General features: G+C 38.3%; 11 protein-coding genes. 1 reads left to right on the top strand and 10 read right to left on the bottom strand.

Features of this window, described 5'->3' with window-relative positions:
• Positions 1–12: 12 nt before the first annotated feature.
• The 5 genes from CLLU_RS07660 to mdcA form a co-directional block, all read right to left on the bottom strand.
• Positions 13–1,371: an ethanolamine ammonia-lyase subunit EutB gene (locus CLLU_RS07660; protein ID WP_106009151.1), complete on the bottom strand. Its 1,359-nt coding sequence runs from the start codon at positions 1,369–1,371 to the stop codon at positions 13–15.
• Positions 1,372–1,405: 34 nt separating this feature from the next.
• Positions 1,406–2,812: an ethanolamine ammonia-lyase reactivating factor EutA gene (locus CLLU_RS07655; RefSeq protein ID WP_106009150.1), complete on the bottom strand. Its 1,407-nt coding sequence runs from the start codon at positions 2,810–2,812 to the stop codon at positions 1,406–1,408.
• A 246-nt stretch (positions 2,813–3,058) separates the two neighbouring features.
• Entirely contained in the window at positions 3,059–4,696 is a 1,638-nt protein-coding gene (locus CLLU_RS07650) for a biotin-independent malonate decarboxylase subunit beta (protein WP_106009149.1), read from the bottom strand.
• Entirely contained in the window at positions 4,680–4,991 is a 312-nt protein-coding gene (locus CLLU_RS07645) for a malonate decarboxylase acyl carrier protein (RefSeq protein ID WP_158255905.1), read from the bottom strand. Before CLLU_RS07645 ends, CLLU_RS07650 begins: the two co-directional genes overlap by 17 nt.
• A 15-nt stretch (positions 4,992–5,006) precedes the next feature.
• Positions 5,007–6,659, bottom strand: coding sequence for a malonate decarboxylase subunit alpha (gene mdcA, locus CLLU_RS07640; RefSeq protein WP_106009147.1), 1,653 nt, complete (start codon positions 6,657–6,659; stop codon positions 5,007–5,009).
• Between the two features lie 102 nt (positions 6,660–6,761).
• Between mdcA and CLLU_RS07635 the strand changes: the two genes are divergently transcribed.
• The gene (locus tag CLLU_RS07635; RefSeq protein ID WP_106009146.1) at positions 6,762–7,628 is read left to right on the top strand and encodes a LysR family transcriptional regulator; all 867 of its coding nucleotides are present in this window, start codon (positions 6,762–6,764) and stop codon (positions 7,626–7,628) included.
• A 17-nt stretch (positions 7,629–7,645) separates the two neighbouring features.
• Here the strand turns inward: CLLU_RS07635 and CLLU_RS07630 are convergent, their stop codons facing one another.
• From CLLU_RS07630 to CLLU_RS07610, 5 genes are read right to left on the bottom strand one after another with little or no spacing between them, the layout of a single operon-like run.
• Entirely contained in the window at positions 7,646–9,061 is a 1,416-nt protein-coding gene (locus tag CLLU_RS07630; RefSeq protein WP_106009145.1) for a sensor histidine kinase, read from the bottom strand.
• A 20-nt stretch (positions 9,062–9,081) separates the two neighbouring features.
• On the bottom strand, positions 9,082–9,663 hold the full coding sequence (locus CLLU_RS07625) for an ANTAR domain-containing response regulator (protein ID WP_106009144.1): 582 nt from the start codon (positions 9,661–9,663) through the stop codon (positions 9,082–9,084).
• 56 nt (positions 9,664–9,719) lie between these two features.
• On the bottom strand, positions 9,720–10,889 hold the full coding sequence (locus CLLU_RS07620) for a M20 metallopeptidase family protein (protein ID WP_106009143.1): 1,170 nt from the start codon (positions 10,887–10,889) through the stop codon (positions 9,720–9,722).
• A 17-nt stretch (positions 10,890–10,906) separates the two neighbouring features.
• Positions 10,907–12,082, bottom strand: a complete 1,176-nt coding sequence (locus tag CLLU_RS07615) for a M20 metallopeptidase family protein (protein ID WP_106009142.1) — start codon at positions 12,080–12,082, stop codon at positions 10,907–10,909.
• A 17-nt stretch (positions 12,083–12,099) separates the two neighbouring features.
• On the bottom strand, positions 12,100–13,533 hold the full coding sequence (locus CLLU_RS07610) for a M20 family metallopeptidase (protein ID WP_106009141.1): 1,434 nt from the start codon (positions 13,531–13,533) through the stop codon (positions 12,100–12,102).
• Positions 13,534–13,541: the final 8 nt, after the last annotated feature.

Here is a 13,541-nt window from a genome sequence, read left to right as displayed (position 1 = left end):
AATAACTCACCTCTAATCTACGAATATAGATGGATCTCCGGCTTTTTCCGTGAGCCTGCCATCCTTCATTATGCCAAGTCTCTCCATGCTGTCTTCAAATTCTTTTATGGGTCTTTTATTCATTATTTCTCTGACTGCAGCCACATCATGATAACTGGTTGTCTGATTCATCAGCATTACATCGTCCGCCACAGGTATTCCCATTATATAAGTACAGTCGGCTGCTCCCAAAAGCACCACCAAATTTTCTGAATCATTTTGATCCGATTTCATATGATTTGTGTGACAGGCATCTACTCCCATGGGCAGCCCTGTAAGTTTTCCCATAAAATGATCTTCAAGCCCTGCCCTTATGGTCTGCTTTCCGTCATACAGATATTCAGGTCCTATAAATCCCACTACGGTGTTCACCAGAAAGGGCTTATATCGTTTTGCAAGTCCATAGCATCTTGCCTCCATGGTAACTTGATCCGCTCCATTATGCCCCTCTGAAGAAAGTTCAGAACCCTGGCCTGTTTCAAAATACATAAAATTATCACCTGTACAGTTTTTCTTTTCCTTCATAAGTTCATAAGCCTCATCAAGGAGCTTGACATCTATACCGAAAGCTGTATTTGATATTTGGGAACCTGCTATGCTCTGAAACATAAGATCCATGGGAGCTCCCTCTTTGAGTGCTTCCATCTGGGTGGTTATGTGTGCTAAAACCGAATTTTGGGTGGGAATATTCCACTTTTTTATAAATTCCTCAAATTTATTTAAAATCATAGCCACCTGGCTTGCGCTGTCACCAACAGGATTCAACCCTATTACCGCATCTCCCGCACCATAGCTTATGCCCTCCATCACGGAAGCCATAATTCCATCTACATCATCTTTTGCATTGTTAGGCTGAACTCTCGAAGAAAATGTACCTGCTCTTCCAATTGTAGTATTGCATGTAGCCAGATTCTTGATCTTTTTAGCCGTATATATCAAATCCATATTGCTCATCAGCTTTGCCACCGCAGCTATCATTTCGGATGTCAGACCATCTCTTATACCTTTTATGTCTTTTTCATGGGATTTCAATAAAAATTCCCTGAATTCACCTACAGTGAAAGACTTGATTTTGTTGTAGCAGTTCTCATCCACCTGATCCTGAATGACCCTGGTAACTTCGTCCTTTTCATAGGGCACCACCGGATTGTTTCTTAAATCCCCAAGAGTCATTTCAGATAAAACAACTTTTGCTGCAACCCTTTCAGCATCATTTTCCGCTATAATTCCAGCCAGGGCATCTCCTGATTTTTCTTCATTTGCTTTGGCAAGAACGTCTTTTATGTCCTTGAAACAATACGTTTTTTTTAGAAGTCTTGTCTTTAATATCACGTAAATCACCTACTATTTAAAAATATTTTCTCTGTCAGCTTTTAAAAATCAAAGTTTTCACCACCACCGGCACCACTCCTGAAATGGCTTTTCCAATATCGATATAGTCTCCATTTCTGACTTCTACATTGTCGATACATATCACTTTATGATGTGTGTCCATGTTTTTAATAGTCTGTCCTAGTGCCTTTGCAAAATCATTTTGAATTATCACAACTATGGGATTGTCACTGCCTTCAAAGGCCTTGACTATACCCTCTGCCATCTTTTTTATTGCAAAATACCCCGGGGATTTAGGGCCTTTAAATGCAATTGCCATATTGCCGCTACTGTACATTCTGGATCTGCTCCATATATTTTTACAGATGAATTGAGGTTCTTCATTTTCACCCATGGGTATCCTCACAATGGGAATATTTTTCATGGGCAGTATATCATCTTCAAACATTATGGTACTTCCGCTTATTTTTACAGAATTGCTCCCGGCACCTATTACTGTAGCTCTTATTTTTTCTCTGGGCCGCAGCAATTTATCCCCTTCATTTTCAAAGATCTGCCTTATGGAATATCCAAGCAGCGGTCCTATATCCTTGAATCTCATGGTATCTGAAATTCCGTTTATTTTTAAATCACTGTATATAAATTCAGCTACTCCGCCTGAAAACATAATAAAGCCTGATTTTACACCTTCATTTTTGTGATTTATAAAAAGTTTTTCCTCCACCTTATTCAAATTCCTGTTATAGAAAATTTTGGAAAGTATTTTTGCAAATTCATCTGTAAGAGATTTTAAATCACGAAATTCAGCCTTCTCGCCAATACAGAGATTTAATTTTAAATTACATATAAGTTTTCTTATTTTATCCGATATATAAGTTATCCTGCCTTCACCATCAAATTTTATAAGCCTTCCCCCTATGTCAAGAGCAAAAGAATCCACCACCTCTCCCCCTGAAAATACGGCACAGTTTGTTGTTCCTCCGCCTATATCAAAATTTACAATCCCGGCAGCCCTGTCTTTTGACATATCACCTGCTCCAGAGCCATAGCCAGCCAATATGGACTCAAGATCAGGTCCTGCTGCTGCTACCACAAAATCTCCTGCAAAATCCGAAAGAATCTCTAAAACTTTCTCCGCATTTTCTTTTCGCGCAGTTTCTCCGGTTATAATTATGGCTCCGGTTGAAATCTGTTCTTTATGAACACCTGCTGACTTGTATTCATTTAGTATTATCTTTTTAAGTTGTTCCAAATTTATCTCTTCTTTGGACAACAGCGGTGTAAAATATATTCCACTTCTATAAGTCACCGCTATATCTGTGATTTTCATATTGGGCACAAGAAAAGCTCCTGCTGTATTTTGTACTGTAATTTTACTGAATATAATCTGGGTAGTGCTTGTCCCAATATCAATTCCCACACTTAAAATTTCATCTCCCATTACTTTATGCAATCACCTCTTTCCATAAGGAATTTCAATTTAAACAAATGGAGCCCAAACACTTGCGGCGTGTTCAGGCTCCATTGCCTATTAGAACTATATTGTTTTTTGTTACAACAGTAAAAATTTCAAATATAAAATAACTGCTCCAGTGCAGCTACTTTTTAAATTATAGTAAGTTTATCACAATAATCTGTTAATGTAAAGTACATTTTTATAATAATTTAATAAAATATTTATGCTTTATTATTGATTTGATTTCCATTCTTTTTCCAGCTTCTCTATTATTTCAAGAGAATTTCCTCTTTTTCCTTTTATTTTCTCATTTTTAATTCCTGCACATAAATCCGTAGAAGAGGATTCTCTTATATCTTTTACATTTTCCACAATGATTCCTTCAACCTTTTTCATATCTTCATCGGAAGGCTCATCTGCATTTACCCCTCTTATCACAGTTGAAACCAATCCGATTTTTTCACAGGATTTTATATCATAGGATATTCCGGGCACTCTTTCCGCAATTTTATCCACATATTCAACTCCCTTTTTCAAAGCTTTTGAAAAACACTCCTTATTCATAAGATGTATAAAGACTTCAGGATCATCAAAAGCAAGAATCCTATTTGCCTGACATCCATGGGAAAGAAATCCTGATGATACTGCTTTTCCCACTATAAGTGCAATTACCGGATGACCTTTTTCTCTGGCGGTTGCATATGCATCCACCGCACAAGCACAGGATTGAAACTCTCCCATTATCTCTTCCTCATATCCATACGCCTGTCCCGTTATATCCACCACAGCCAGTATGGGAGTCTTTTCATTTCTGGATTTGCCTTCATCTTTTTTCATCAGGTCATTCAATCTCTCTGCAATCGTCAATCCTTCGTATAAACCAAATTCTCCATTTCTTGCATTTTTAAATACATTTTTTAAATTGGGTACTACGGAGAGAATATACATTTCAATTCCTCCCAGAACAACTTTATTACTGAGAACTGAATCATTTACAGCATCTGTTCCAGTCCTTCCAGCCAATTTTTCAAACCAGATTCTTCCCCTGGCTGATGGATTCTTTAACTTTTCACCATTAACTTTTCCGTTTTCACAGTACTTTTCCCATATCTTGCTTAAATAATATGCCTGATTTCTGCTTCTCAAATTCTCCTCTCCATCACAACTCATGGCTTCAAGTACAGTACTCTTTATTCTGTCTATATCGTCCTCAACAAGGTAATCGCAGAATCCCTGGACATATCTTTCATTTCCACCACCAACACTCCATATGAACCTTTTGTCTTTAAAGTTAAACTCCTTTTTACCAACTTTTTCTTCAGTATCAGAAGGTTCATTCATGAAATACTTGCCATGCCTGGTCATTATCAATCTGGAGCACAGTGCTGCAGTTACTGCCAGAGAACCGCAGTTTCCTCTATTTCCAGCTATGATTCCAATAACAGGTACATATTTTCTAAGTTTTATAATTGAAGATTGTATTTCAGAAACTGCCATAAGGCCGTAGTTGACTTCCTGAAGCCTCACTTCTCCACTGTCAAACATGATTATAGGTATTATCCTATTTCCCTTTTTGTTTTCCTCAAGTGCAAGATTCAATGCGCCTGAAAATTTGGCCCCTGAAACTTCTCCTATCCCCCCATTTAAAAATATTCCCTCTATTGATATTACAAGTGCATACTGTGAATTTATTTTTCCCCTGGCAATTATAACTCCATCATCACTTTCAGGAACGACACCCTGGATTTCAAGATGTGGAGATTCCGCGTAGTCATAAGGCCCTAAAATTTCCTTAAAGGTTCCAGTATCAAAAATTGTCTTTGCCCTTTCTCTTCCCTTCAATTCAATAAAACTATCTTTCAGCCACATCTCTGATCCCCTCCAATGCTTCAAGTATTCTCAGCTCCACTATACCGGGAGTATTTCCAAAATCATTTACCACCATCTGTATGGATACAGGATATTTTGTGAAAAACCTGTCTAGAAGGTTTTTATATATACTCTCTCTGCCAGTGATTCCGGTTCTTATAATTACCTGGGACTCATTGCTTTTATCATTGGGCTCTATAATAACTTCAAGGTTTCTAGGCCCTACAGCTCCTACCTGGCTCTTTCCCCGTACTTTTTGACTGCAATTTTCATACTTGAATTTATATACCTCCACAATTACATCTCCTCTCTACCAATTTTTAAATTTCGCAGGCGGTTCATAAAGTCCCTGGGACCACTGAACCAGATCCTCTATGTCCTTCGCCGCAAGAAGACTCCTCTTTGCATCCGTTCTCTTTATTCCAATATCCTCAGGATAGGCAACCAGACCTTTTCTCCTTAAGGCATAGACTTCATCATCTGTTATTGAAAGCCCCGGGCCGGTGACACCTGCTATTGCAGCCAGGGCCTTTTTTCTCTCATCTAAATTTTGCGCTTTATACAGGTAGGCTATTCCCTCTTCACTGACAACATGAGTTATATCGTCACCATATATCATCACAGGTGTTATTGGAAGCCCTGAATCACTCCTTACTTTTACTGCGTCAAGTTTGTCCACAAATACAGGATTATCACCTCTCTTAAAGGTTTCAACAGTTTGAATTACAAGTTTCCTGCCCTTTTGTATTTCTCCTCCACAGACTGCCATGTCAAGCCATGCCTCAGTGGAATGTCTCCTTCCCCTGGAATCCGATCCCATGTTTGGTGCTCCGCCAAAACCGGAAAGCCTTCCTTCTGTAACAGTAGATGAATTTCCCATACTGTCTATTTGAAGAGTAGATCCTACAAAAGCATCAAGAGCATACTGTCCTGCCATCTGTGCATAAACTCTGTTGGATCTCAGGCTTCCATCCTTTCCATCAAAGAACACATCGGATCTGGAAGAAACATATTTTTCCATACCAAGCTCTCCTCCAAAGCTGTATACGCTCTTTACCCATCCCGATTCTACAGCAGGTATTAGAGTTGGGTGAGGGTTCAAAACCCAGTTGGTACATATTTTCCCTTTCAATCCCAACAGCTCTCCATAAGTAGGAAGCAAAAGTTCGATAGCAGCTGTATTGTATCCTATGCCGTGATTCAGAGAAAGGACATGGTGTTTTGCATATATTCCCTTTATGACCATCATGGCTATTAGAATCTGGACTTCATTTATTTTTGCAGGATCTCTTGTAAACAGCGGATCTATATCATAGGGAACATCTGATTCAACTATAAAGTCCACCCAGGAACCAGGTATGTCAACTCTTGGAAGATGATTGTCTATTTCATTTACCTGGGCTATTACTATACCATCGTGAAAAGCGGCAGCTTCTACCAGTACAGAGGTTTCCTCGGTATTTGGCCCCGTATAGAGATTACCTTCCCCGTCTGCCTTTTCGGCGGCAACAAGGGTTATATCTGGAATAAGATCCACAAACAGCCTTGAATAAAGCTCCAGATAAGTATGAACATCGCCTATTTTAAGACTCCCTTCCTTCAGCATATTGGATACCTTTACACTTTGGGAACCGGCATAGGAAAAATCCAGCATGCTGGCTATGCCTTTTTTAAATATCTCAAGATGTTCATCTCTTGAAATGTTCGACATCACCATATGAAGATTGTTCACCTTTCTCCTGTCAACATTTAAAAGCGCCCTGGACAAAAATGAAGCCTGTTTTTGGTTGTCTCCTTCAAGGGTAACTATATTCCCGGGATATATTACATTTTCCATTACATCTACTATTTTGTCAGCAGGTATTATCTTACCCTTAAAAATTTTTAAAACATCTTCCAGCTTTTTCTCCTTTTCAAGATGTCTTGAATTCCATTTTCTACTGTTTAATTTAATCTCTCTCATTGCAAATCACCCCCATACTTAAATTTTATATTTATATACATATAACTTCCAATACATGTTATTATATATGTATATAACATATATGCTATAAAGGGGGATATTGTGGAACTTCAACAATTGAAATATTTTGAAACTATAGCCAGATATGAAAATATTACAAAGGCCTCGAAACTTCTTCTCGTATCTCAGCCTTCCCTGAGCAGGACACTTAAACAGCTTGAAAATGAGCTGGGTGTCAATTTGTTTGACAGATACGGCAGAAATATAAAATTGAACAGATATGGCAGAGCATTTTTTAGGAAAGTACATTCGGCACTTAATTCCATAGAGGATGGAAAGAAAGAGATAGATGACATGAAGGGAAAAGAACCTCAGAATATAAAGCTTATGATATCCTCTGCATCCGGTCTTATTCCCGATCTTTTAAGTTCCTTCAGAGAAATACATCCAAACGTAAGATTCAGTCTTTTTCAGAACAAAAACGAATATGGAAGTGATGACTGTGACTTTTCAATTTTATCACTTTATTCCTATGTATTAAATAAATCAAGTATTCCACTCAGGACAGAAGAAATATACTTGGGAGTTCCAAACAATCATCCTCTTGCCCGTAAAAAGAGTTTAAACTTGATTGAAGTGGAAAAGGAGCCTTTTATAAGTCTTAAACCCAATAAGGACTTGAGAAGAATAACAGACATATTTTGTGAATATTCGGGGTTCAAACCAAATATAGTCTTTGAAAGTGATGAACCTTCAATGGTAAGAGGACTTATAAAGGCTGGACTTGGAATTGCATTTGTACCTTCAATATCCTGGACAAAGCTCATAGGTCCTTCAATTTCACTTCTGCACATAGATATACCAAAATGCAAACGAACAATATATCTTTCCTGGAAAGAAGAAAAATATTTTACAAAAGCCGATAAACTTTTTAAATCTTTTACACAAAAGTATTTTGGGAATCTATAAATCTATAGCCAATACTGTCAATTTTCAAAAGAGAACACAGCCTTAGTTCCGTTTTTACCGGATTCAATATTTATATCACCATTCAGTTTATCTTTTATTATGCTCTTTACAATATTCAATCCAAGGCTGTTGACTTTTACCTGATTCATATCAAATCCCTTGCCATTGTCGGTTATGGATATGTTGGAATACATAATTCCTGTTTTTATTGTTATTTTTATAAGCCCTTTGCTGCACTCTGCAAAAGCGTGCTTTACGGAATTTTCGAGAAGCTCATTTATAACAATGGCTATAGATGTGGCTTTATCCGAGTTTACGGAAAAGCTGTCTCCAGCAAGTACTATATCTATTCCCTTGCCCTCCTGGTATAAATTCTTTAAAAAATTATCCCTTATTTTAGAAAGGATGGCTTTTATGTCCACATCGTCTATTCCGTTCTGAGACAATACTTCATGGGTGGAGGCTATACTGAGTATCCTACCTATGCTTTCGCTAAAGGCCTGTTTTGCTTCTTTATTATTTATTCTTCTGGATTGAAGTCTTAAAATGCTGGCTATGGTTTGAAGATTGTTCTTTACTCTGTGGTGTATTTCCCTGATAGCTACAGCTTTCAAAATAAGTTGTTTTTCTTTTTCCCTTATATCCGTCACATCCTTAATGAGCATAACAACTCCGTATACATTGGAGGAACTCTTTGTAACTGCATATTTTACCTGAAGTGAAAAGCTGCTCACCCTGGTTTCACACAAGGTTGATTTACCCTGCTTTAATATTTCATAAAAACTTATTTTGTTTAAAACTAGATTTTCAAATTTCATACCCAGTATCTGGTCTTTATAGCCAAGTTTTTTATACAATATTTCAGCATTGCGGTTTAAATAAATACAATTTCCATATTGATCAAATATAACAATGGCATCATTTATCAAGTTAAAATCAATGGTACTCGGCAAATCATGATTTTTTAAATTCATAAGTGATTCCGTGAGCTGCTCTGTGGTTTCAGACAAAATTTCCATATTTCTATTTTTGCTTACATCCTCAGTTATATCCTGCTCCATTATAAGTACTCCAATTATTTTATCCACATTGCTTTTAATGGGTACAGTATTTTGCTTTACAACTATATTTTCCTGGGTGATTGCTTTTAAATCCACAGTTCCTATACCCAGCTCCAGTGTTCTTAAAACCGCAGGTTCGTTTTGCCTGTATACCAGTTCCCCCACCGTGGAAGTTTTATAAAGTGACACGTGATTGGACGGCTTTGCCTGTGCAACTGCAATTGCTATATCGGAATCTTTAATCAAACAATCTATAAAAATATCAGCTCTGACTAAATTAGAGATATAGGGAATGCATTTCTCTATCCTCTCTAAAATACATATGTCCTCTTCATTTAAAGATGTATTTTTTTTGCATAATCGACGCAGCATACTATGTATTCTCCCACTTCCTATTTGATATGATTGTCGTGAAATTCTATAAGTCTTTTTGAAGTTTCCAGAATTGAACACTGATTGTTCATGCTCAATTTTCTTATTCTGCCATAGGCTTCATTCTCGGTTATACTGTATTTCTCCATAATCAGTTCCTTGGCTCTATAAATTATCTTAGTTTTTTCAGCCTGTTGTTCTGCTTCCATAATTTTATTTTTAATGGATTTAATCTCTCTGCCCTTGGATATTGCAATTTCAATTTGAGGAATCAGTTTCCTTTCGTCTATTGGTTTCACAATATATCCCATGGCACCAATTTCCTTCACCTTGTCTACAAATTCCTTTCCACTATAAGCCGTGAGCATTATTACTACCTGTACTATTTCTTCTTTTATTATCAATTGTGCAGCCTGAATGCCATCCAATTTGGGCATTTTTATATCCATGATAGCCAAATCCGGTGCATACCTTCTGCATAAATCCACTGCTTGCAGTCCGTCAGAAGCTTCTCCCACTACATCATATCCTGAAGATGTAAGCATTTCACAAATGTCCATTCTAGTAATAGGTTCATCTTCAGCTAATACTATCCTATCCATTTTCAAATCACCCCTATACTAAAATATACACATATCACTGTAAAAAATTCAAAATATCAACTCTGTAAAAAATCCAAAGCTGTCTGGGCATAAACGGAAGCTCCCACAACAAGGCAATCTTCATCAATAATAAAGTGATTGGAATGCTGGGAATACGTCCATCCTTTTTCTGAATTTCCACCACCGAGTATCATAAAAGTCCCTGGTACTTTCTCAAGATAGGTTGAAAAATCTTCAGAGCCCATGACCGGCGGTATTTGAATTACATTTTCTTCCCCTATCACTCTGGCCACAGATTTTTTCACCAGTTCAGTGGAAACAGCCTCATTGATTACAGGACTGCAGCTTTTTTCATATTTAAATTCAGCTTTGCAGCCATAAGCACTGCATACATTATCCACCATTTGCTTCATCCATTTGGGCAGCATTTTTCTGGAATCCTCTGAAAACGCCCTGTTTGATCCAGTCATTTCAACTTTTCCGGGGACCACGTTGAATCTCTCCCCTGCCTTTACAGTTCCCACATTTATGACTATGGGATTTCTGACATCATTGAATCTGCTGACAATGGTTTGAAATCCTTCCATGACAGCTACTGCGCAGGGCATTGCATCTACTCCCTGCCAGGGTGAAGATCCATGGCAGGATTTCCCCTCTATAGTAAGATTCCATACATCTATAGAAGCCATTAAAGCCCCTTTTTGAACTACCACTTTTCCAGTTTCAATCAATCCAAAAGTATGCATTCCCACAATCATATCCACCTTCGGATTTTCAAGTGCTCCATGCTCCACCATATATTCAGCGCCAGTCCCAGCTTCTTCTGCAGGCTGGAAAATAAATTTCACACTTCCCGCCAGTTTATCTTTTAAACCAGATAATATTCTTGCAGCTCCCAGAAGTTCTGTAATATGTGTGTCATGGCCGCAGGCATGCATATAGCCTGGATTTTTCGAACTGTAGGGCAGTCCTGTATCCTCTCTAACCGATAATGCATCAATGTCGGCCCTGAGTCCTATAACCTTTCCAGGCTTTTCACCCTGCAATATTCCAATCACTCCTGTTTTTCCCGTAGAAGTAGTTTTTATACCTATTTCTCTAAGTTTTTCATCAATAATTTTTGAGGTTCTCACCTCCTCGAAGGAAGGTTCAGGATGCATGTGAAAGTCTCTCCTGAGTTCCACCATCCAGGGCTTAATTTCTCTTGCTTTATCCAATGTGCTCATCTTCCATTACCTCCAATTTACAATTGCACTTCCAAAAAATCTGCTGCTATCTGGGCATAAACCGCTGCTCCTATGGGAAGACAGTTCTCATCAATAGTAAAATGATTGGAATGCTGGGAATGCATCCATCCTTTTTCTTTGTTCCCGCCGCCAAGTATTATAAATGTACCCGGTACCTTTTCAAGGTAAGAGGAAAAATCTTCAGAACCCATGATCTTTCCTACCTGAATAATATTTTTTTCATCTATCAGTTTGGCTACGGACTTTCTGGCAAATTCAGTGCATGCATCATCATTAATAGTGGGTTTAAATCCATCTTTATATTCAAAGTTATATTTACAGCCATAGGCATCACAGATGCCATTTATTATTTTTCTCATCCATTTAGGCATCATTTCTCTGGAATTCCTGGACAAAGCCCTGTTCATTCCAGTCATCTCGACTTTTCCAGGGACCACGTTGAATCTTTCCCCAGCTTTCACAGTCCCCACATTTATGACTATGGGATCCCTTGCATCGTTGAATCTGCTGACAATGGTTTGAAATCCTTCCATTATGGCCACTGCACAGGGCATTGCATCCACACCCTGCCAGGGAGAGGAACCATGACAGGATTTCCCCTCTACAGTAAGGTGCCATTCATCACCAGATGCCATAAAAGGTCCTTTTTGAACCACCACCTTGCCCGTTTCAATCATGCCAAAGGTATGCATTCCCACAATCATATCCACCTTTGGATTTTCAAGTACTCCATTGGCTATCATATAATCAGAACCACTCGCCGCTTCCTCCGCAGGTTGAAAAATAAATTTTACACTGCCATTTAATTTGTCTTTTAAATCTGACAATATTTTTACAGCTCCTAAAAGTTCTGCAATATGAGTATCATGACCGCAGGCATGCATGTAGCCTGGATTTTTCGAACTGTAGGGCAGTCCTGTATCCTCTGTAACCGACAATGCATCAATATCGGCCCTGAGTCCTATAACCTTTCCAGGTTTTTTACCCTGCAATAATCCAATAACCCCTGTTTTGCCCGTAGCAGTCACCTGTATGCCCATTTTTCCAAGCTCACCTGCTATAATTTTCGATGTTCTCACTTCTTCAAAAGACGGCTCCGGATGCATATGAAAATCTCTCCTAAGTTTCACCATCCAGGGTTTAATTTCCTGAGCCTTTTCTATAACATACATTTTTCATCATCCCCCAATCAAATAATTCCCACTTTATTTAAGGGCGGCTTGACATCTGGAGGAATTGGACATACATACTTTTCTCCATGAAGTCTTTCCTTCAATTCACTTTTGGCTTTATCAATGAGTTCAGGTTTTTCAAACAGCTCCAATGCAGAAAGTGCCATAATTTTTCCTGCCATCAGCATACTTTTATGACAAAATTCAGCTTTCACCTGAGCCACCACCTGCCAGGAATGTCCTGGCGTTCCAAATGCATAACAGGCTGTAAAACACTGTGCTGTAGGTACCACCCAGCTTACATCACTCACATCCGAAGAAGCATGAATTATATTTGAGCTCTCTCTATAAGGTATAATAAAATCTGCAATAGTCTTTTTTCTCAATTTATCTTTGAGCTTGTCATCCATAGAAATGGGGAAATAATTTTTTTGCTCTTCTGTCAAAGTATTTCTTATGGCTTCAGCATATTTAAGATCTTTTTCGTCCGGGACAACAGGCCCAAGTTCCAGCATTTTTTCATACATCACCTTATTTAAAGTACTGTTTATGATGAGATTTGAAAGGGCATTGTCAAAAACCACTTCTACTCTGGTACCTGTCATAAGTGCTGCGCCCCTTGCAATATTTTTTATTCTTTCGTAAATATCCTTTACCTGGTTCACCTTAGGCGCTCTCACCAGATAAATCACTTCCGCATAGGATTGTACAACATTAGGTGAAGATCCGCCGCTGTTTGTAATAGCATAGTGTATCCTGGCATCCTGAATAACATGTTCCCGCAGATAATTTGCACCTATATCCATAAGCTCCACTGCATCCAGTGCACTTCTCCCAAGGTGAGGACAGTCTGCTGCATGGGAACTTACACCATAAAATCTGAAATATGCTTCTATATTGGCGGTCATGCTGCTGCCAAGTACTGTATTTATACTTTGTGGATGCCATCCAAAGACTGCATCCACTCCATCAAATACTTTCTCACGAACCATGTAAGTTTTACCTGAGCCACCTTCTTCTGCAGGACACCCAAAATAACATATTGTTCCACTCATATTGTGCTTTTTAAGATAATCTTTAACTGCCACTGCAGCTGCAAGAGAACCCGCCCCCAGTGCATTGTGCCCGCATCCATGTCCATTCCCATTTTCAACTATGGCTTCCTTTGCGGCAATTTTTTCTTTTTGACTTAAATTGTAAAGCGCATCATATTCACCTAAAATTCCAATCACTGGCCTGCCGCTGCCGTAAACCGCTTTGAAAGCAGTGTTAATTCCCGCTGCATTTTTATGAACTATAAAGCCCTGTTTTTCAAGTACACTGCATAAAAGCTGACAGGATTTAAATTCTTTAAAGCTGTTTTCAGCAAATTCCCATATTCTATCACTCACATCAATAAATAAATTTCTTTTTTCTTCCACAATATCTATTATTTCATCTTTATTAGCCATAAAATTGT

The organism is Clostridium luticellarii (assembly GCF_002995845.1).
GTDB classification, from domain to species: Bacteria; Bacillota; Clostridia; order Clostridiales; family Clostridiaceae; genus Clostridium_B; species Clostridium_B luticellarii.
Note: the sequence above shows the minus strand (reverse complement) of the source record. Positions and strands in the feature narration are given on the sequence as shown.